This window comes from Mesorhizobium sp. KR1-2, from assembly GCF_040045035.1.
Classification (GTDB): domain Bacteria; phylum Pseudomonadota; class Alphaproteobacteria; order Rhizobiales; family Rhizobiaceae; genus Pseudaminobacter.
In genome coordinates, this window is record NZ_JBDZDS010000007.1 from 1 (window position 1) to 20,670 (window position 20,670).

17 protein-coding genes and 1 pseudogene are annotated in these 20,670 nt (G+C 61.6%); 6 read left to right on the forward strand and 12 right to left on the reverse strand.

Annotated features, from left to right (window positions below; translation table 11 throughout):
• The first annotated feature begins 614 nt into the window (after positions 1 to 614).
• From ABLE85_RS14905 to ABLE85_RS14915, 3 genes are read left to right on the forward strand one after another with little or no spacing between them, the layout of a single operon-like run.
• Positions 615 to 2,561, forward strand: a complete 1,947-nt coding sequence (locus ABLE85_RS14905; protein WP_348793728.1) for a PrkA family serine protein kinase — start codon at positions 615 to 617, stop codon at positions 2,559 to 2,561.
• 11 nt (positions 2,562 to 2,572) lie between these two features.
• Complete coding sequence (locus ABLE85_RS14910) at positions 2,573 to 3,883, forward strand: YeaH/YhbH family protein (protein ID WP_348793518.1); 1,311 nt, start codon at positions 2,573 to 2,575, stop codon at positions 3,881 to 3,883.
• 10 nt (positions 3,884 to 3,893) lie between these two features.
• Complete coding sequence (locus ABLE85_RS14915; RefSeq protein WP_348793519.1) at positions 3,894 to 5,435, forward strand: SpoVR family protein; 1,542 nt, start codon at positions 3,894 to 3,896, stop codon at positions 5,433 to 5,435.
• 44 nt (positions 5,436 to 5,479) lie between these two features.
• Here ABLE85_RS14915 and ABLE85_RS14920 read toward each other — a convergent pair whose 3' ends face one another.
• The 5 genes from ABLE85_RS14920 to ABLE85_RS14940 all read right to left on the reverse strand — a co-directional run bounded on the left by ABLE85_RS14920 (position 5,480) and on the right by ABLE85_RS14940 (position 9,576).
• Positions 5,480 to 5,695, reverse strand: a complete 216-nt coding sequence (locus ABLE85_RS14920; protein WP_348793520.1) for a gluconate 2-dehydrogenase subunit 3 family protein — start codon at positions 5,693 to 5,695, stop codon at positions 5,480 to 5,482.
• 164 nt (positions 5,696 to 5,859) lie between these two features.
• Positions 5,860 to 6,570, reverse strand: coding sequence for an SMC-Scp complex subunit ScpB (locus ABLE85_RS14925; RefSeq protein WP_348793521.1), 711 nt, complete (start codon positions 6,568 to 6,570; stop codon positions 5,860 to 5,862).
• Between the two features lie 2 nt (positions 6,571 to 6,572).
• Positions 6,573 to 7,526: a DUF1403 family protein gene (locus tag ABLE85_RS14930; protein WP_348793522.1), complete on the reverse strand. Its 954-nt coding sequence runs from the start codon at positions 7,524 to 7,526 to the stop codon at positions 6,573 to 6,575.
• Between the two features lie 236 nt (positions 7,527 to 7,762).
• The gene (locus ABLE85_RS14935; RefSeq protein ID WP_348793523.1) at positions 7,763 to 9,103 is read right to left on the reverse strand and encodes a GAF domain-containing protein; all 1,341 of its coding nucleotides are present in this window, start codon (positions 9,101 to 9,103) and stop codon (positions 7,763 to 7,765) included.
• Positions 9,100 to 9,576, reverse strand: coding sequence for a hypothetical protein (locus ABLE85_RS14940; RefSeq protein ID WP_348793524.1), 477 nt, complete (start codon positions 9,574 to 9,576; stop codon positions 9,100 to 9,102). Before ABLE85_RS14940 ends, ABLE85_RS14935 begins: the two co-directional genes overlap by 4 nt.
• Before the next feature lie 170 nt (positions 9,577 to 9,746).
• Between ABLE85_RS14940 and ABLE85_RS14945 the strand changes: the two are divergent.
• A pseudogene (locus ABLE85_RS14945) lies at positions 9,747 to 10,287 on the forward strand (DDE-type integrase/transposase/recombinase); the annotation flags it as partial.
• Positions 10,288 to 10,388: 101 nt separating this feature from the next.
• Here the strand turns inward: ABLE85_RS14945 and ABLE85_RS14950 are convergent.
• Genes ABLE85_RS14950 through ABLE85_RS14965 form a run of 4 tightly spaced genes read right to left on the reverse strand, consistent with a single transcriptional unit; the run spans position 10,389 to position 14,840 of the window.
• Positions 10,389 to 11,624 (reverse strand): pyridoxal phosphate-dependent aminotransferase, encoded by a 1,236-nt coding sequence (locus ABLE85_RS14950; protein ID WP_348793525.1) that lies wholly within the window; start codon positions 11,622 to 11,624, stop codon positions 10,389 to 10,391.
• Positions 11,625 to 11,632: 8 nt separating this feature from the next.
• A complete protein-coding gene (locus ABLE85_RS14955; RefSeq protein ID WP_348793526.1) occupies positions 11,633 to 13,168 on the reverse strand; it encodes an aldehyde dehydrogenase family protein in 1,536 nt (511 codons plus the stop codon).
• Positions 13,169 to 13,187: 19 nt separating this feature from the next.
• The gene (locus ABLE85_RS14960; RefSeq protein WP_348793527.1) at positions 13,188 to 13,430 is read right to left on the reverse strand and encodes an FAD-linked oxidase C-terminal domain-containing protein; all 243 of its coding nucleotides are present in this window, start codon (positions 13,428 to 13,430) and stop codon (positions 13,188 to 13,190) included.
• A 6-nt stretch (positions 13,431 to 13,436) separates the two neighbouring features.
• Positions 13,437 to 14,840, reverse strand: coding sequence for a VOC family protein (locus ABLE85_RS14965; protein WP_348793528.1), 1,404 nt, complete (start codon positions 14,838 to 14,840; stop codon positions 13,437 to 13,439).
• Between the two features lie 102 nt (positions 14,841 to 14,942).
• Here ABLE85_RS14965 and ABLE85_RS14970 point away from each other — a divergent pair, with 102 nt between their 5' ends.
• Entirely contained in the window at positions 14,943 to 15,872 is a 930-nt protein-coding gene (locus ABLE85_RS14970; RefSeq protein WP_348793529.1) for a LysR family transcriptional regulator, read from the forward strand.
• Between the two features lie 429 nt (positions 15,873 to 16,301).
• Here the strand turns inward: ABLE85_RS14970 and ABLE85_RS14975 are convergent, their stop codons facing one another.
• Both ABLE85_RS14975 and ABLE85_RS14980 read right to left on the reverse strand, forming a co-directional pair.
• Positions 16,302 to 17,033, reverse strand: a complete 732-nt coding sequence (locus tag ABLE85_RS14975) for a copper homeostasis protein CutC (RefSeq protein WP_348793530.1) — start codon at positions 17,031 to 17,033, stop codon at positions 16,302 to 16,304.
• Positions 17,026 to 17,940 carry an ROK family protein gene (locus ABLE85_RS14980; protein WP_348793531.1) on the reverse strand — a complete coding sequence of 305 codons (915 nt, stop codon included), beginning with the start codon at positions 17,938 to 17,940 and terminating at the stop codon, positions 17,026 to 17,028. Before ABLE85_RS14980 ends, ABLE85_RS14975 begins: the two co-directional genes overlap by 8 nt.
• Before the next feature lie 85 nt (positions 17,941 to 18,025).
• Between ABLE85_RS14980 and ABLE85_RS14985 the strand changes: the two genes are divergently transcribed.
• Complete coding sequence (locus ABLE85_RS14985) at positions 18,026 to 19,228, forward strand: CocE/NonD family hydrolase C-terminal non-catalytic domain-containing protein (RefSeq protein ID WP_348793532.1); 1,203 nt, start codon at positions 18,026 to 18,028, stop codon at positions 19,226 to 19,228.
• Between the two features lie 153 nt (positions 19,229 to 19,381).
• Here the strand turns inward: ABLE85_RS14985 and ABLE85_RS14990 are convergent, their stop codons facing one another.
• Positions 19,382 to 20,662 carry a glycosyltransferase gene (locus tag ABLE85_RS14990; RefSeq protein WP_348793533.1) on the reverse strand — a complete coding sequence of 427 codons (1,281 nt, stop codon included), beginning with the start codon at positions 20,660 to 20,662 and terminating at the stop codon, positions 19,382 to 19,384.
• Positions 20,663 to 20,670: the final 8 nt, after the last annotated feature.

Below are 20,670 nucleotides of genomic sequence, written 5' to 3' on the forward strand. Positions count from 1 at the left end.
CGCGCCGCCCTCGTTGTTGAGGCGTATATAGGCCCCGCCCCCCAAAACTGTCAACGACCATTTTCGCCCTTTTTGAATTTTTTGCGACAAAAACAAACCAACCCTTGCAGACCCTGCGTAAGCAACACAGCGCCCTCACCCAACACCCCGCCCGCCCCCTTGTTCACGACCCTTGAGGCATGATGGGGAGGCGACTCGGCGGAAATCATGAAGGGGACTGCATGCAGCCGGGCTGGTCATGCCGATGATCTGCTCGCGGCCGTCTGCCCATCGACATGCAGCAGTTGGGCAATCGTAAGCCGACGCCAGGCGGCACGGATTGGCGTCAGCCCCTCCCGGCTTTGAGGCACGCCACTGAAGGCACCGGGGTCGAATAGATGGCTGGATCAGTCGCCCTGAATGTTCACGCTTATGTGGCCGTCGTCGTATACCTGCACCTTGAGGTTCGGATTGCCGCTACGCATCACTCATCCGCAGAAGGCAATGGAAAGACATTACCAAAGTTCCGGTCTCACGGACGGAATGCAGCCGTTCGCAAGCACGTTGGAACATTTCATGCCCAATGTCAGTTTCTGACCGAGAGCTCATTGGGCGAAACGTCGGTCGGGTGCGAAATGCCGGTAGAGCAAGATATTTTCCGGCTGTTCTCGGAACGCTACGCGCGGGAAGTGCAACAGGAGATGAGCTTGCAGCAATACCTGCTGGCTTGTCGGGACAATTGCGGCATGTACGCCACTGCGCCGGAGCGGATGATGCAGGCTATCGGCAAGCCCGAACTCATCGACACCAGCAAGGACGAGCGGCTCGGCCGCATCTTCATGAACAGGACGATACGCCGCTATCCTAGTTTCTCTGATTTCTACGGAATGGAGAGCACAATCGAGCGGATCGTCAGCTACTTCCAGTATGCCGCCCAGGGCTTGGAGGAGAGAAAGCAGATCCTTTATCTGCTCGGCCCGGTTGGCGGGGGCAAATCGTCCCTCGCCGAACAACTCAAGAAGCTGATGGAGAAGGAGCCGATCTACACGCTCAAGGTCAAAGGCCAGCTCAGCCCCATTTTCGAGTCTCCTTTGGGGCTCTTCGATCCGGACACGATGAGCGATCTGCTCGAGGACAAATACGGCATAGCGCGGAGGCGGCTTGCCGGCCTGATTTCTCCTTGGGCCGTCAAGCGGCTGGCCGAAGCCAATGGCGATATCTCCGCTTTCAGCGTGGTCGAGCTCATGCCTTCCCGGCTTAGGCAAATCGCAATCGCAAAGACCGAGCCGGGCGACGAGAACAACCAGGATGTATCATCGCTGGTTGGCAAAGTGGATATCCGGCAACTGGAGAATTACAGCCAGTCGGATCCGGATGCCTATTCATACAGCGGCGGTTTGAACCGGACCACGCAGGGGCTGCTTGAATTCGTCGAGATGTTCAAGGCGCCTATCAAGGTGCTGCATCCTCTCCTGACCGCTACCCAGGAAGGCAGCTACAACGGCACCGAGAATTTCGGGGCTTTCCCGTACCAGGGCATCATTCTTGCGCATTCGAACGAGTCCGAGTGGCTCCAGTTCAAGCACAACCGGAACAACGAAGCCTTTCTCGACCGGATCCTTGTGATCAAGGTGCCCTATTGCCTGCGCTTCTCGGAAGAGAAGATGATCTACGAGAAGCTTCTGCGCGAAAGCGAACTGACCAGCAACCCATGTGCACCCGAGGTGCTGGATCTGTTGAGCAAGTTCACGGTTTCAACCCGGCTTCGCGAACACGAGAACTCTCCTCGTTATACGAAGATGCGCGTCTACAATGGCGAAAACCTGAAGGATGTGGATCCCAAGGCCAAGTCGATCCAGGAATACCGCGACTTGGCAGGCGTGGACGAGGGCATGACCGGCCTCAGCACCCGCTTTGCGTTCAAGGTGCTGTCTGAAACCTTCAACTTCGACACGAAGGAGATCGCGGCGGACCCGGTGCATCTCATGTATGTCCTGGAGCAGGCCATCCGTCGCGAGCAGTTTTCACTGGAGCTCGAAAGCGCATACCTGGATTTCATCAAATCCGAGCTGGCAGCACGTTATGCCGACTTCATCGGCCATGAGATTCAGAAGGCCTATCTCGAGTCCTACAGCGAGTACGGCCAGAACCTTTTCGACCGCTACATCGCGTATGCCGACGCCTGGATCGAGGATCAGGATTACAAGGATCCGGACACGGGCCAGATGCTGAACCGGGAAATCCTCGACAGCGAGCTCTCCCAGATCGAGAAGCCGGCGGGGATCTCGAACCCCAGGGATTTTCGCAACGAAGTGGTCAAGTTTGCGCTCCGGGCACGCGCTAAGAACGCCGGCAAGAATCCGACCTGGACAAGTTATGAAAAGCTGCGGGAAGTCATCGAGAAAAAGATGTTCGGCCAGGTAGAAGACCTTCTTCCGGTCATCAGCTTCGGTTCCAAACAAGACAGCGCCACGCAAAAGCAGCATATGGAATTCGTCGAGCGCATGAAGGAGCGCGGCTATACGGAACGCCAAGTGCGGCGACTGGTTGACTGGTACATGCGTGTAAATAAAGCAGGTTAGCGGCGCGACAGATGTCCCATTTTATTGACCGCCGCCTAAATCCCAAAGACAAAAGCCTGAGCAATCGGCAACGATTCCTGCGCCGGGCAAGAGACGAACTACGACACGTCTTCAACAAAAAATTGAAGTCGACGCCGATAGCGGATGTGGATGCCGATCACGCCGTGACCGTATCCAGCAGCACCACCGGCGAGCCAAGTTTCCGCCAGGCAACCGCTACCGGCCGCAGAACTGTCGTGTTGCCCGGAAACACCGCGTACTCGGCAGGCGATCGCATTCCTAAACACGGGCAGGCCGGTGGTCAGTTGGGCCGCCAAGCCGGCGGGAGTGCTCCAGACGACAACTTCCACTTCATATTGAACCGCGAGGAGGTTCTCGACCTCTTCTTCGAAGACCTGGAATTGCCGGACATGGTCAAGCTGCACTTGAACGAGGTGCCAGCGTTCAAGTTTCGTCGATCCGGCTACACCGCCACCGGCCCACCGGCAAACATCAATGTCGCGCGCACCATGCACAACAGCCTTGGCCGGCGAATAGCGCTGAAGCGGCCGCCGAAGGGCGCGATGGAAGAAGTCGCGCAACAGATATCGGAGCTGGAAAACTACGAGCAGACACCGGTAATCCGGATCCGGCTTCTGAAACTTCAGGAAACACTGCGACGGCTGACACAAAGGCGAAAGCTCGTCGCTTACGTTGATCCACTCGACATCAGATACAATCGCTTCGAGGCCCGGCCGGTCCCCAATACGGCTGCGGTCATGTTCTGCCTGATGGACGTGTCAGGCTCCATGGGCGAGCGCGAGAAGGACCTTGCCAAACGCTTCTTCGTACTCCTGCACTTGTTCTTGAAGCGTAGATATGAGCGCACCGACATCGTCTTCATCCGGCACACCCACGAAGCAAAAGTCGTCGACGAAGAGACGTTCTTCTACAGCACCCAAAGCGGCGGGACGATCGTCTCGTCGGCTCTCGACGAAATGCAGCGTGTGATCGCAGAGAAATATCCGGTCACCGAGTGGAACATCTATGCGGCGCAAGCGTCCGACGGAGACAATTCGCCTTACGATTCGAATCGCTGCCAAGAAGTCCTGGAAGGCGGATTGCTCGCAAAATGCCAGTATTTCGCCTATGTCGAGATCATCGATGCACGCGAGCGCGATATCTTCCATTCGGCAACGAATGGCACGCCGCTCTGGAAAGCCTATCGGGCGGTAAGCGAGAAAGACTCGCGCCTGCAGATGGCGCGCATGGCCGTTCCGGAAGACATCTATCCGGTGTTCCGCCATCTTTTCGCTAAGCACGGCTACGCTGGGTCGGACTGAGGAGGGCGCCATGTGCGCTAGCAAGGGATTGCAGGAGCCCCTGTTCCACGGCTCGGATTGGAACTTCGACATTCTCCGCAGAATTTACGACGCGGTCGAGGAGGTCGCATATAAGGACTTGCACCTTGATACCTATACCAACCAGCTGGAGATAATCTCGGCTGAGCAGATGATGGATGCATATTCATCGATCGGCATGCCGCTGATGTACCGGCACTGGTCTTTCGGCAAGCGATACCTGCGGGACGAGCAGCTTTATCGTAAGGGCCATATGGGTCTGGCCTACGAAATGGTGATCAATTCCGATCCATGCATCTGCTATCTGATGGAGGGTAACACGGCGGCGCTCCAGACGTTGGTTATCGCGCACGCCGCGTTTGGACATAACCACTTCTTCAAGAATAACCAGCTGTTCCGGCAGTGGACCGATGCCGGCGCCATCCTGACTTATCTGGACTTTGCCAAAAACTTCGTAAGGCAATGCGAGGAGTTGCATGGCATCGCCGCCGTCGAGAGCATACTTGATGCCGCTCACGCGTTGATGGAGCAAGGAGTATTTCGCTATCGAAGACCGGGACGGCTCTCTGCCGAGCAGGGAAAGGCCCGCGAGCGCGAGAGAATCGCGCATGCGGAACGCACGTTCAGTGACCTCTGGCGCACATTGCCGTCCTCTTCTTTCAAGAGTTACGCCGGTGAGGCGGGCGCTGCCAGCCAGTCCTCCCAAGAAGAGAACATCCTATACTTTATCGAAAAGAACAGTCCCATCTTGAAGCCATGGCAGAGGGAAATTGTAAGAATCGTTCGATTCATTGCGCAGTACTTTTATCCGCAGCGACAGACAAAGATGATGAACGAAGGCTGCGCGACCTTCGTTCACTATACCATTGTGAATCTTCTTTTCGAGAGAGGCCTGATAGAAGACGGGCATATGCTGGAGATCATGCATAACCATACTGACGTTGTCTTCCAGCCGGGCTTCAACGATCTCCGATACGGTGGGCTCAACCCTTATACGCTCGGCTTCGAAATGATGCGGGACATACAAAGAGTGTGCACCAAACCGACGCCGGAAGATCGCGACTGGTTTCCGGACATCGCCGGAAAGGGGGCGTGGCTGGATGTCCTGCTTGACGCATGGGTGAGTCATCGGGACGAGTCCTTCATTCGGCAATATCTCAGTCCGAGCCTGATCCGAAAAATGCGATTGTTTGCCGTGACGGACTACGCGAGCAAAAGCTATGTGGAGGTGACGGCCATCCACGATGAGCGGGGATATGAAAGTGTCCGGTCTACCCTGGCCGACAGCTATGATGTTTCGTCCCGCCAGCCCGATATCCAAGTGATTGGTGCCGACCTGGCGGGTGACCGCTGCTTGCGGCTGCAGCACAACATCCGCGATGGTGTGGGGCTGCAGGAGGAGAGTCGGGATGCGACGCTGCGCCATCTCGCCACCCTGTGGGGCTACGAGGTCCGTCTCACCGGGATAGACGAGCAGAGCGGCCAGACCGTATACCAGCAGTCAATGAGGGCTACGCCCGAGAAGGTCAGCTAGGCTCAGCTAAGCGAAACTCGCGCCCGCGTAGCGACGTATCATCATCAGCAGGATTTTGAAGAAGGTCTTGGCGTCGCCCCCATCGAGCTGGAGCTGCCGCTTCCCAGATTCTTGAGGAGCGCGTCCTGTTCTTCGGCGCCCAGTTCGGCAAAGCGCTTGCCCGACGAACCACCGACATGCGCGTCGATCGCCTTGATGGCCGCGCGATAAAGCGCGGACGGAGTGAACCGCGACTGGACCGGCTGTGGTTGCAGGATCAAATTCAAGCCTCTTGGAAACGATCGTAAACAAGGTGTCCATGAAGGCTGCTCGTGAGCATCGAACAGATGCGTGCCAGACCGTTGAGCACCCCGAACATGATATGTCGAGACCACAGGCCACCGGTCAGCGCTAGAATGGCGCCGCGACGGCAACTCTGAAGAGGCTATGGCTGCGCGCTCATCCCCTCGTCGACGTCAAGGGCAGAACCACCATCCTCTTGCCCCATCAATCCAATCGGAATTTCACCTTTGAGCAGCTTCTCCTTTGAGAGGAGGCCCGCGTCTTCGAGGGCCTCGAAGTCGGGGAGATCACGCAACGTCTCGAGCCCGAACGCCGACAGAAAGGTCTTCGTCGTCACATAGGTATAGGGCGCGCCGGGCTGGGGCGCTCGTGGGCCCGAGACGATGAAGTGTTGCGCGCGCAAGGCGGCGATCACGTCGCGGCTGATCTCCTTGCCGAAGAAGCTAGAAAGCTCGGCGCGGGTAATCGGTTGGAAATACGAAATCGCCGTCAGCACCAGCGTCTCCGAAGACGACAGCGGCTGCACGGTGCCCATCTGCCCCGTAGCGGCGCGGATGACATCGGCAAAGCCCTTTCTGGTCCGATGCTGCCAGCCGCCGGCGACCGACACCAGCTCATAGGGGCGGCCGGCAAGTTCGGCGCGGATGTCGTCGATGATGAGGTCGAGGTTGCAGTCTTTGCCGACAACCCGTGCCAAGGTCTGGCGTGTCACGGGTTCGCTTGCGGCAAAGATCACCGCCTCGACGCGGCCCATCCATTCGCGCCACCTGAGTTCTGGCGGGAGGTGCTCGAGCTCGGCGTCCAGCAGCGTGCCCTGCTCTTTCCTCATTTTCGGCTGAGTGGTTTCGGACATGGTCAGAGCCCGTAGAGCCGGAAAGTCGGCCGGCCGGAAAGCTCCCGCACCGCCTCGAAGGCCTCCAGCCGTTCGAACAGCCGCCGGGTAGCGAAACGCGAGAGGTTCTTGGTGACAAGCGTGCCCGGCACGGCATCGTCATCTAGCAGCCTTGAAATCGCATCGCCCGCCCCCTTGGCGCGCAGTTTCGGTATCACGGCCTGAAGCCGCTCGGCCTGCCGGGAGATCTCGCTGGCCAGTCGGCAGGCATCGGACGCGCCCTGGGCCAATGCCAGGCACAGCGCCTGCGCGAAGGCATCATCGCCGGGCCGTATCCTTTTGGCGCGCCCGCCACCGGCGCGAAACGCCGGGCCAAACACCTGCGCCATCAACAGCGGCACCGGCCGAGGCCATTGCAGCTTCCGCGCCAGCACCAGATCGCCGAGCCACCAGGCCAGCAGCTCTGCGGCGGGCGCTGTCTCAGCCAGCATCCGCATCATCGCCACCACCTCAAAGGGCGCCGCCGGCCCAGCGTGGGGGAGAGCATCCAGCGCCTTCGGAATCTCGGCAAATTCCTCGTCCCAACGTAGGCCGAGCCACTCCACCACTTTGGCCAGACGATCGACGTCGAGCGTCGGCGCCCGTGCTGCCAGCTGTCGCCACGCCCCCAACGTGTTGCCGGCGGGGCCCGGATCGTCGTCCGGCTTGCGCAAGTGCCAAGCATCGCGCAACGCGGCCTCGTCCTCACTGCGGCCAGCGAGACGACAGGCGGCCGCCGCGCAGGTCAGTGCGAGCCGCTGGCGCCACGCGCCGGCCCAGGGGTGTTCGGCGCGCACCAGATGATCCAGCGAATTCAGAGCCGCTCCAGCGAGGAACGCAGCTTCAGCTGTGTCCACGCCCGGCGTGCGCGGGATGGCCCAGCCGGGTACAGCGGCCGGAACAGACGCGATGGTGGGAGATGAAGCGAGTCGACTCATGCGTAAGGATCGTAAATACGGCGTGCGGTTTTTGCCAGCATCCCGCCATCAAAACGCACCACTCATTCGACTCGTCTAAGTGCTCCTTCACATCTGTCAGGACCCGAAAATCTGATCGCAACACTGAAGACGCTGGACCGGGCCAGTTAGCGCCACCGCGCTGCCATGCGGGCAGAATCATAACCCGTTTCCGGTCCAGCTCGAGAGAAGCTGCAACACCACTCACTTCCAGAGTCTCAGCCTGTCGCAATCTCGATCTCCGGAAGACCGTCGCACTCCAAGCGGATCTGTCCCCGCTCCGGCTTTGACAGGAGAAGCGGCCCGCCCCGCTCTTCCAGACGCCGACGCAGGAGAATGAGGCGGGTTTCGAGATTGTCCTTGAAGTCGGGTAACCGGAGCGAACGTTCGCGGCGAATCTCACGGTTGGAAAAATCAGTGCGTCCGGTTTTAGAAAAGACAGAGAGGAAATGATGGAGCAGCTGCCCCGGCAGGCCTCGGATAATATATTCGTCGTCCACGAAGACGCTGCCGTCGAGCGGAAAGTAGCGCACGCGAATGCGTGGCGCCGCCTGAGCCGGTGATGGCTGGTGAGTTGCGGGCGGCGGCGTCCCGGCTTCCGACCTGTCCCGTTCTGCCAGCAGCAGGCTTGTCGCAAGCTGGCTGGCGACAAGCGACAGCGCCTCTTCGTCGCGATGGCTGAACGCAAAGCTCTTTTCCGATTCGACGAACAGTACGCCAAGCAGCCTTCCCCGGCTCAACATCGGTACCGCCAATTGGCTGCGCGGCTGTGCAAGGGACGGAAGCGGAATGTGGTCCGGTCCGTGACGCATAACCTCCGCGCGCACCGCCGAAGCGTATCGCTGACCACGCCGCATGTCGCTGATACGCAACGGGCGACGCATCGCTGCGGCCGTGCCGATCGTGCCCACCCCCACCGTTGCCTCAGAGCCGAACCCGAAGGCCGGATAGCCGCGGCTTGCGATGGTGCTCAGCTTCTTACCTTCCTCATCCGGCACGAGCACGACCGCATTGGCGAAACCGAATCGAGTTTGCAGCCCCTCTAGCGCGCAATCGAACATTGCTTCGGCATCACCCTGTTGGGCGATGGCCGCACAAAGCTGCCCCGCCGCGTAGAGGCGGTCGCGCGGTGGCTCCGTCTCTTCCGGCTCGGCGAGCGACGCGACCGGTACAACCGGCCGACAATCCTCCACTTCGTAGATGTCGAGGCTGCGCAGCTTCATAACGTCGCCCATCCCCTGAGAGACGCTCATCACGGCAAGATGCGACGCCACGCGCTCGAACAGTTCCCCCTCGCCGACCGACCTCAGGAAATGCAGGTCAAGAATATGCTGCTGCCCGGTCCGCCCGTCGACCACCATCACTGTCGCCACACCACGATGGCGCACATTGGCTGCAGTTTTCGAGAAAAATTGGTTGGACAGTGCGACATGCCGCTCGTCGATATAGTGGACGTGGGAGAGATAGGAGATGTTGGGCACGCCATCCGCGCTGGTGGTCGCGATCACCGACGGAATGACCCCCTCGAAACTGTCCCGAATGTCGCTCAGCCGGATCATCGTTGGGCCGCCTGCTCCAGGCGCTGGCCCGCATCCGGGCCTGGCGTTTGCGCGAACAGATCGGTGGGCAGGAAGCTGATCCGGACGAGGTCCTTGTCGGTCAGCGTGTGCGAAAGCTGGACCTTCGTGACACCCAGCTCCGCCATGATCTCCAACATGCGCGTCACATAGGCAGTCGCGCGCTGCTGCTCCTCCTGGGAGATCGAAGCGACCTCCTCGATCACCCCTTTCACCTGGAAGGCGCGATAGTCGCTTGGCCGCACAACGGTGACTGCTATGGGAGCGCCCTTTGCCGCGTTACCCGCTACATCGGGCCACTGGCCCCGGCACAGAAGCACATCGATGTGTCCGTGTCGCCGGTCGAAACGGGCACCTGAGCCGCGCGCGATGAAAGCTCGATGCCCGCTGTTGCGCGTCGACACCAATATCATGACCGGGCTTTCAAGAAACGCAGCGACATCCGCGCCTATCATCACAGTCTCCAGAGCATCCGACCAAGAATAGCAATTTTCTAGGAAAGGGAAGAGCTCTCTTGGTAAGCTTTCAGGACGAGATTACTACACCCATTGAAACCGCGCATAGATGGCAATTCATGAAGCGTTTCACGACCTACGCACTCATCTCGCCGGCGTATGATCTTTGCAGCCTCATTCGCTGGACCGTTCGTTTCGCACCGCTGTTGCCGGCGCATTCAACCGACGCAAACGTAGCGTGACTGGGCATGTCGACGAGACCTGCATCAAGGTCCGCGGCCGGTGGATGTATCTTTTCCGCGCCATCGACGTCGTCTGGAACACGGTCGAGTTTTGGTTCAGCGAGCAGCGTGACCTGCCTTCGGCCAAGCGGTTCTTTAAAAAAGGCGCTGGCGCGTGGAGGTCGACCCGTCATCGACGGTAGCCAGACCAACCAGGAGGCTATCCGTTTCCGAAGACACCACAAATCGCTTGCAGGATCGCTCCCGGCGCCGACTGAAACCGATCCAGATCCACAAGAGTAGACCTCTGAAATGACCGGATCGAACAGGATCATCGGCGCATCAAGCGCCGTATCCGGCCCATGCTCGGCTTCAAATCACCATCATCGCCGCGATCATCTTGGACGGCATCGAAATGGTCTACATGATGCGCAATCGACAGGCGAGATACGCCCTCAATCCGAATCCACCTCTGGCCGAGCAGTTTGAACCCTCGTCACGTGATCGACCTCGCATCAGGTGCTCTTTGCGCTCTCGTCCAGTCGTTGCAACAGCCCCGTCGACATCGCTTCATGTCGGAAGCGGAAAATTTCAGGCTGTAAGCCGGGCGCAGGCGTCGGTGATGCGCGAAAGCGCTTCCTGCAGCTCAGCCTGGGATGTCGCGTAGGAGATGCGGAAGTAAGGCGAGAGGCCGAAAGCGCTTCCCGGAACGACGGCGACAAGCGCCTCGTTCAGGAGATAGTTCGTGAAGTCACGATCGCTTGCGATCCGCGCGCCCGACGGCGTGGTCCGCCCGATCATGCCAGCGCAACTCGCGAAAGTGTAGAAGGCGCCTTCCGGAACGCGGCAGTCGATGCCGTCGATCCCGTTCAGTGCCGCCACCACCAGATCGCGCCGCGCCTTGAAGCTGTCGCGCCGCTCCGCGATGAAGCCTTGCGGGCCGCTCAGGGCAGCCACCGCCGCCGCCTGGCTGACCGAGGAAGGGCACGAGGTGGACTGGCTCTGCACAACGGCCATTGCCTTGATCAGCGCCTTTGGCCCGCCGGCATAGCCGATGCGCCAGCCGGTCATGGCATAGGCCTTCGACACGCCGTTCACCGTAAGCGTGCGGTCCTTCAGCCGGGGCTCTAGCGCGGCCGGCGTGACGAAGTCGAAGCCGTCATAGACGATGTGCTCATACATGTCGTCGACCAGCAGCCAGACATGCGGGTGCCGGAGCAGCACATCGAGCAGTGGGCGATAATGCTCGGCCCCGTAGGCCGCGCCAGAGGGATTGGACGGCGAGTTCAGCATCACCCAACGCGTCCTGGGCGTGATCGCCTGCTCAAGCTGTTCGGCGGTCAGGCGGAAGCCGGCCTCCGCGTCGCAGGCAATGAGGACGGGACGGCCCTCGGCGATCTCAACGATGTCGGAATAGGATGTCCAGTACGGGGTCGGAATGATGACCTCGTCGCCCGGATTGAGCGTCGCCATCATCGCGTTGAACAGCACCTGCTTGGCGCCCGTCGCAACGGTGATCTCGTCCAGCTCATAGGAAAGGTCGTTCTCGCGCAGGAACTTGTCGCGGATGGCGGCCTTGAGCGCCGGCGTGCCATCGAGTGCGGTATATTTCGTCTCGCCGCGCTGCATGGCGTCCGAGGCCGCCTGCTTCACATGGTCGGGCGTGTCGAAATCCGGCTCGCCGGCGCCCAGGATGATGACCGGCTTGCCCTCGCGCTTCATGGCCTGCGCCCGGGCACCGATGGCCAGGATCTCGGAAACGCCGATTGCGGAAATCCGCGAGGCCGGCGCGAAGCCGGCCCCTTCGATCTTGTTCATCACGGTCATCGCAGCGCCTATTCGATGTCGAAGGAAACGCCCTGTGCCAGTGGCAGGGCCTTCGAGTAGTTGATGGTGTTGGTGGCGCGGCGCATATAGGCCTTCCACGCATCCGAGCCGGATTCACGGCCGCCGCCGGTTTCCTTCTCGCCGCCGAATGCACCGCCGATCTCGGCGCCCGAAGTGCCGATATTGACGTTGGCGATGCCGCAATCCGAGCCTTCGCTGGAGAGAAAGGTTTCGGCCTCACGCATGTCGAGCGTGAAGATCGAGGAGGAGAGGCCCGCGCCGACGGCATTGTGCTCGGCAAGCACGGCGTCGAAATCCGTGTACTTCATCACGTAGAGGATCGGCGCGAAGGTTTCTTCGAGCACTGGCCCCTGCTGCTTCGGCATTTCGACGAGCGCCGGCTTAACGTAATAAGCGGTCGCCTGGCCTGCGGCCTCCACGCGGTCGCCGCCGGTGACGGTGCCGCCCTGCGCCTTCGCCTCGGTCAGTGCCTTCTGCATATTGTCGAAAGCGGGCTTGTCGATCAGGGGGCCGACAAGCGCCGAGGTCTCGAGCGGATTGCCTACCGACACGCTGGCATAGGCCTTCTTCAGGCGCGGGACGAGCGTGTTGTAGACGCTTTCATGGACGAAGAGGCGGCGCAGCGTGGTGCAGCGCTGGCCGGCCGTGCCCATGGCGCCGAAGGCCACGGCGCGCAGCGCCATGTCGAGATCGGCAGACGGGCAGACGATGCCGGCGTTGTTGCCGCCGAGTTCCAGGATCGAGCGGGCGAAGCGCTTGGCAAGGCGCGGGCCGACCTCGCGACCCATGCGGGTCGAGCCGGTGGCGGAAACCAGCGGCACCTTCGGGTTGTCGACCATGACCTCGCCGATGGCTCGGTCGCCGATCAGGACCTGGCTGAGGCCTTCCGGCACCTCGCCGAAGCGGGCGATGGCGCGCTCGAGGATGGCCTGGCTGGCAAGGGCGGTGAGCGGCGTCTTTTCCGATGGCTTCCAGATGACGGCGTTGCCGCAGACGAGCGCGAGCGCAGCATTCCATGACCAGACGGCGACCGGGAAGTTGAAGGCGGTGATGATGCCGACGACGCCCAGCGGGTGCCAGGTTTCCATCATGCGGTGGCCGGGGCGCTCGGTGGCGATGGTGAGACCGTAGAGCTGGCGCGAAAGACCGACGGCGAAGTCGCAGATATCGATCATTTCCTGCACCTCGCCGAGACCCTCGGAGGTGATCTTTCCGGCCTCGATGGAGACGAGGCGGCCAAGGTCGGCCTTGGCGGCGCGCAGTTCCTCGCCCAGCAGGCGGATCAGTTCGCCGCGCTTGGGAGCGGGTACGTTGCGCCAGGCGCGGAAGGCCTTGTCCGCGACTTCGATCTTGGCGGCGGCTTCAGCGGCGGAATCGGTCTTCAGCCTTGCGATCTCCTCGCCGGTGACCGGCGAATAGGAGGGCATGTCTCCACCCTTGTAGAGTTGCTCGGCAACGCCGAGCTTGCTGAGGATCGACGCGGTTTCCTCGACGACGTTGACCGCTTTCGCTGCAATGTTCATGACGGGCTCCTTCCTTTTTTCATCCAAAGCGCACGTTGCCGAGCTGGCCGGGCGAGGTTATCGCCTTCAGGCCTTGGGCAAGACGCTTGATCTCGGGGTTGGTGTAGATTTCGTAATGGGCTTGTTTCTTGCGGCCGATGGCGTGCTCGGCGCTGAAACTACCGCCGAATCCCTCGACGGTAATGCCGAAGATCCGATCGCGCAACCGGCGTTCGAAGCCGAGGATTCGCAGAAACGCTTCGCTGTACGCCCGGTCGATCATCAAAACCTATTCCGCGGCTTCCTGAACGATGAGCGTGCGCAGGCAGACCTCGATCGAGTCCTGCTCGATGGCTGCGTAGTGCTCGAACTCGTTGAGCACCGCCGCGCCAAGATCGGCTTCGAAGCGAAGCTGGTTGGGGCTTGCCTTGAACTCCTGCTGCGCGTCATCGCCAAGGTTGGACTGAAAAATGCCAGCCGCGCTGACGGGCAAAAAGTCCTCGTAGACGATTGGATCGAAGCGGATAAAACCTTCCGCGAACAGGGTATCGAGCGAGACCGCCGCATCAGAAAGCCGGCTGGCCAGGCCTTTCTCGGTCAGCGAGTAGACAAAATAGCCCAGGCCGTTGGCGCGGATCTCGGCCCAACTGTCGGGGAAGGCCTGGAAGGCTTCGGCCAGCGCGGCTTCGTATTCGCGGGCATTGGAGCCGTCGGCCGCCGGCCGGACGACCGCGCGCGAGCGGTTCAACAATTCGTCGTAAAGGGCGCGACCCTTCGGCGTCAGCGCGATGCCGCGCTGCTCGATCTCGCCGAAGCGCGCCGTGTGCGAGCCGCTGTTCCAGCTGCCGTCCTCATCGGCGAAGGACACCGTTTCCTGCAAGGCCTTGAACGAGGTCTGGCGCAGCAGGATGGGGCACTTGCGGCTCGGCGGGCCTTCGACGACAGCCTTAGGCGCGATGCCATGCTCGGGCATGCGTGCCTGGACGGCGTCGATATCGAGCGTGCGAGGCGTCAGATGGTTGATGTGCGGCCCCTTGAAGGACACGACATCGGCGATCAGCCGGTGGGCATCGTGAAGCCGGCGATACATATCGAGGCTGACATTGGCCTTGTCATGCCAGCGGAAAGTCTCCAGCACCTCGGCGACGAAACGCTCTGCATCCGCCTTGTCTAGCCCGCCCTCGCGCTCCGCCTTTTGCGTCAGCGCGACCGCTATGTCCGTGAAAATGCGACGCCTGCCCAAAAGCTCCTCGGCCTCGCGGCGCAGGGTCTCGTCGGCGATCAGATCAAGCCTAAGAAGCGAGGTGAAAACGCGGAACGGATTTCGGCTCAGCGCCTTCTCACCCACCGGACGGAAGGCAGTCGAATGGACTGGAACGCCGGCCGTCGACAGGTCGTAATAGCCGACCGGGTACATGCCCATGACTGCGAAGACGCGGCGCATCATGGAAAGCTCCGCGGGCGTGCCGAGGCGGATCGCGCCGTGCCGTTCCTCGGAGATGCGGTCGAGGGTATCGGTCGCCTTCAGCCTTGCCCGCAGGTCCGGATCGGTCGAGAGAGTTTCCAGATTGACCTCGGCGACCAGCGCCATCAGCGTGCCGTAGGCCGGTACCTCATTGCGGTACATAGCGGACATCGCCGCCGAAAAGGCGCTACGAATATCGTCGGCCGGACTGAAGCGCTCTTCGGGCATGACGCCCACCTCACCGTGTAGTACTCATTCTAAATTTTGATAATACCGCAATCGGCGAGCCGTCTGTTGTGATGGTTTCGACTAATTTGATGCGAGGCGCGCATGAACCTGAGCAGAACACTGATCCCTGATTTGGCGGTGCTCCAGGCATTCGAATGCGCCGCTCGACATGGGAACTTCACCAAGGCGGCAATGGAACTGAACCTGACGCAAAGCGCGATCAGCCGCCAAATCAAGACGCTGGAGTCCCTTTTGGGGGTGCTCCTGTTCGAAAGGGTGCGCAAGCGCGTCATTCTTTCGGCTGCGGGCCGCCAGCTTCTGCCGGAGGTGTCACGGCTTCTGCTGCAATTGGAAGAACTGGTTCTGCGCGCCAGGGCGTCTGCGGATGGAAAGAGTGTGCTGTCGATCGCCACCCTTCCCACCTTCGGCAGCCGCTGGATGCTGCCTCGCCTGCCGGACTTCCTGGCTCGTCATCCCGGAATCGCCGTCAATGTGGCCTCCCGCGCCGAGCCTTTCGACTTCTCGGTCGAGGACTTCGATCTCGCCATTCACTACGGGCAGCCGACCTGGCCACGGGCTACATGCACCTATCTTTGCAGCGAGACCATCCTGCCGGTCGCCAGCCCATCACTGATGGAAGCTCATTCCATTAATCATCCGGGTGACCTGGAAGGCAAACCCCTCCTGCATCTGGCGACAAGACCAAAACTTTGGGTCGAGTGGTTCGAACGCAACGGCGTTGCCTGGGAAGCCGCCTATAAGGGCAATCGCTTCGATCAGTTCGCGATGATTATCGAAGCTGCGGCGCGCGGCCTCGGCTTCGCGCTACTTCCGCTCTACCTGATTGAGGACGAGATCGCCTCCGACCGGCTGCGGATCGTCTTCGACCGACCGATGACCACCGACAACCGCTACTACGTCGTCCTGCCCGAGGGAAAGCAGGACAGTGCGCTGGGGCTCGCATTTCAGTCCTGGCTTCTCACGAAGGTTGATCCGAACACGTTCCGGACCGATCCGCAAACGCAACATTGAACACGGGCCCCACGACATAAGCTATCTCCTTCAAAATTCAGGTACGGTGCGGCGTGAATTTCGTCGTGCAAATCCCTCCGCTCGGCAAACCGAGTATGCCCGCGCACGCGCAATCTCGGCGACGAATGCCGAGGTGTAGATTGACGGTCCGATGACCGAAGCTCCGACGCGAGAGAGGTCCCGCCTGTGAAATTAAAGCCATGCAGCTGGGGCGGGTCGAATTCGACCGGGTCGAGGAAGCTCGGATACCGGATAGATCGGACAGCCACTGGAGTGTATTCATGTTGTTGGCGGCGAAATACTCTTGCACCGTCAGTTCCGACGTGCCACCGGGCAGCATGCAATGCTTGCCCCGTCAAGCTTCATTGCACTGTCAACCCCAAGCGACTTTTTCAAAATTTTGTCCGGACTGCGTCGTCGCCACATTCGCTATAGGGCAGCGAGTCGCGCCTTAATCGCCTGGACGATCCCTTCGTCGGTCCGCTTCGGACGCCGCGAGACGAACCCCAGCTCCAACGCTTTTCCAGCAGTCGCATCAGCGGCGACCGAGCAGGACGAGTGGATTTCGCGGAAGGGCAGCCGCGCCCTGATGGCGTCCAGCGTTTCGAGGCTGACCCCCGAGCCCGGCATGATGGCAATGCGGTCACCGGCCTGGGCGAAACAGGGCGCAAGTGCCTCCAAACCCTTCAATGCCGTCGTCTCGCCGCCCGAGGTCAGGATGCGCTCGAAACCAAGCTCGACCGCAAGGTCGATTGCAGCTGCAAAATCGGGACCGGCAAGGTCGAAGGCACGGTGCAGCGTCTTGCCCAGCCCCTTTGCACGGTCAATCAGACGCGCAAGCACATTGCGGTCGAGGCTGCCATCGGCGTGGTTGGCGCCAAGCACGACGCCTTCCAGGCCAGTTGCGCGCACCGCGTCAATGTCGGCAAGAAGTGCGGCGATATCCCCCTCGCCATAGACGAAGTCGCCGGGCCGCGAACGGATCATCGCATAGACCGGGATCGGCGCCCTGGCTGCCAACGTCATCAGCCCAGGCGACGGAGTCAGTCCGCCGGTCTCCAGCGCCGCGCAGAGTTCGATGCGGTCAGCGCCGCCTGAGATCGCCGCGGCAAGGCCCTCCGGGCTGTCAACGCAGACTTCGAGCAGGATCTTCTCAGACATTGGCGATCTCCTGGAGGCCGAGGGCGGCGGCGCCGATCAGTCCGGGTTCGGTAGTCAGCGCTGCCTTGACCACCAACGGGTTGGCAGCACGGCGCAGCGTGCGGCCGCGCACCTCACGGTCGAGTGCCTCGATGAGCTCGGGAACGTTGGACAGGCCGCCGCCGACCGGCACGATGGACGAGCCGATGATGTTGAGCGTCAGCGCCAGCGGCACGCTGACCAGTTCGAGGTAGATGTCGATGGTACGGCTCGCCGTCGCCTCGCCTGAACGCCAGCGGTCGATGACTTCGGTGCTCGACAACACCTCGCCGCAGAGAAAATTGTGCAGCTTCTCCATGCCGCGCGCGCCGCCGATGGTGTCGACGCAGCCGGACTGACCGCAGCCGCAGGCGAAGTGCGGCACCTCGACCGGTGGCTGGCCGACCGTCGTCTGCAGCGCCTTGCCGTGGCCCCATTCGCCGGCATAGCCGCCGGCACCAGTGACGATGCGCCCGTCGATGACCAGCCCGCCGCCGACGCCGGTGCCGAGGATGACGCCGAAGACGTTGCGGTGGCCCTTGCCGGCACCGCTAGTCGCCTCGGCCAGCGCGAAGCAGTCGGCATCGTTGGCGATCCACACCGGCAGGCCGATGACGCGCGCGAGATCGGCGGCGATGAGGCGGCCGTCGACGCAAGGGATGTTGGCGCATTTCAGGCTGCCGGAAGCGGGATCGACGACGCCGGCGATCGAAATGGAGACGCCTTTCGAGCGCCCCTCGCCACTTGCCACACGCTCGGCGATCACCGACGCAAAGGCGGAAAAGTCGTCGAGCGGGGTCGCCGCGCGGTCGATGATCTCGATTTCACCGGCCGAGCGGGCGCGGGCGCTTTTTATCGTTGAACCGCCAATGTCGAAGCAGGTAATCATCAATTCAGTTCCCGAAAGAAATTCTGCGGCGGGGCATTCGGCCCGAAGCGCCGAACTTCAAGACCGATACTTCGCAAAGTAAGCAATGGACAGCTCGCGCAAACGACGCACTGCGCCGACCATCACCGATGTCGCCGAGCTTGCCGGCGTGTCGCGCGCCATTGCCTCGCGCGCGCTGTCGAGCGAAAATCGTCCGGTTTCGGGCGACAACCGGGCTCGCGTGCTTGAAGCAGCCGACAAGCTCGGCTTCAAGCCCAATCTCCTGGCACGCAGCCTGACCACCAACACGGTCAACCTCATCGCGGTCATCGTCAATCACATCCACGACTTCTCCGACCTCGACCTGTTCGACCTGCTGATCGGCGAGATCCAGTCGATCGGCAAGCAGGTCATCTTCCTGCGCGTAGGCTCTGTCGAACGCGTCGAGGAGTTCCTGCGAAACGGCGCCGCCTACCATGTCGATGCCGCGCTTGTCTTCTCCGACTTCGCCGATGCCGCGAGCGTGCGCAAGATGTTCCGCAACGACGACGTGCTGACGCTGAACGGCATGCCCGACGGCTCCTCGACGCATGTCTTCTACGGCCTTCTCAACCTCACCCACCGCAACGGCCACGAGCACCCGGAACGGCTGGAGCCGGGCAAGACCTACCGTATCAAGATCGTGCTGAACGACGTAGCCCAGACGTTCCCGGCCGGCCATCGCATTCGGCTGGCGCTTGCCACCTCGCACTGGCCGATTGCCTGGCCGTCGCCGGAACTCGCCACGCTGACGGTTTCCACCAGCGAGAGCGCGTTATCGCTTCCGGTCCGCGAGCCCTCCCCCTTGGACGAAGCTCTCGCGCCCTTTGCGGCGCCAGAGCAACCCGAGGTGGAGCCGCATGCCATCACCAAGCTCGCCGGTCGCAACGGCACCATCGCCGAAGATCCAACCACCGGCGAGATGGTTGTGACCGTGCATCGCGAACGCAGCTCCTACCACTTGCCGGCGATCGACCTCGCCTTCGAGGCTCAGGCCGAGGAGCACTACCGCGTCCGTGAGGGCGACCCGTGGACGCCAGCGCGGACGCCAAGGCCGTTTGGCGTCTCAGCAGAGGCGAATGGCAGGTGCGCACCGAGACATATCCCTGCGTCAGTTGTACGCCGGACACCTTTGAGATCACGGCCACCATGGACGCCTTCGAGAGCGACGTGCGGATCGCAAGCCGCAACTGGAAGCGGAGCATCCTCCGGCTTCGGTGATGTCAGGTTACGTCCGCCACCTGTACCTTTGGACGGTTGGTCTGGATAAGCTGGCCAGACCGGCCATGGCCTTCCAATGCGCTACCCCCCACTCCCGGTTTCGCCGAGGCGATGAGAGTTCTCCTCAGTTGTTCAGGCCCTTGTGCGATCGATACTCGACATCCCACATCGAACGTGGGCGGTATGGTCTTCAGTCATTCGGTCATGTTCGCAACAGGGAGAGGATCGCTTCAGCGGCCATGTCCGTTCCGGGTTTCAGCGCCATATCAGCTGCATTTTTCCTCAGGCGCGTGCGCATCGCATCGTCGGTCAACAGGCCGAGAATGGTCCGCTCCAGCACCTCCTCGGTCCAGCCATCGCGGTTTAGGTGCTTGCCGACGCCGGTCTCCTCGGCACGTTGCGCGTTGTCATGCCCGTCCCAGCAATATGGCATGATGAGCGAGGGCACGCCGAAACGCAGCGCCTCGCAGAAACTGTTGTTTCCGCCGTGGTGAATGAACAAATCGGACTTCGCCACGACCGAAGGCTGCGGAAACCAGGCGTCGAGATGGACGTTGTCGGGGACCGCGCGGTAGGCATCGCGCAGACCGCCCACATTGACGAGGAACCGTGCCGGCAGCCGATCGAAGACGCTCAGCATGCGCTCGATCAGGCCGACATCCATGGCGCCGAGGCTACCGAAGCTGAGATAGACTAGCGGCCCGCCATTACGCGGAAAGACTGGCGCCTCGAACGGCCCTTCGGAACGGACGCATCCCTCGAGATAGATGAAACGCGCCGGGTCAAGCGGCGCGGCGCGTTCGCGGCGCACGATCGACGGCGTCAGCAGCAGGTTGAGATCGGGCGAGACCTCGAGGAACGATCCCTTATGCAAGGGAGGCAGCCCGGCATCGGCGCGCAGCCGATTGAATCGTTCATGCGCGGGAGCAACGGCCGCTAGATAGCGCGCCTCGAAGGCGGCGCGGCCGGCGTCGTCGGCGGCAAGCCCTGAGAGATAGGGCGGCACGCGAGCATCGGGGAGCTCGGTCTCGGCACAGGAGACGACACGCACCCAGGGACACCCCGAGGCGGCGATCGCTGGAAACATGACGACGTTATCGAGCACTACGGCATCCGGCTTCAGCTGCGCCAGCAATTGCCTGAGCGGCTCCTCGGCACTGGCCGCAGTGTCGACGATCGCCTGCCATGTCGGCGCGACATAGGTTTCGAGCTGGTCGGCTGGACTCAGCCGGAAATGCGGCAGATGGCGGCGCACAAAGGCTTGCCAGTAGCTTTGGCGTTCGCTGACGCTCAGAGGGTCTTTGGTCGGCAGCTGGTATTCCTGGAATCCGTAGTCGGCAAACACCCCGGAGAAGCCGGCGTGGCAGATGAACACCGGCCGCGCGCCACGGGCACGCAACGCCTGTGCGATGCCGACGCAATTCAACGCCGCGCCAAAGCTCGCTTCGGGAAACAGCACGATGGTCGGGTTCGCCTTACGCATGGCCCTCG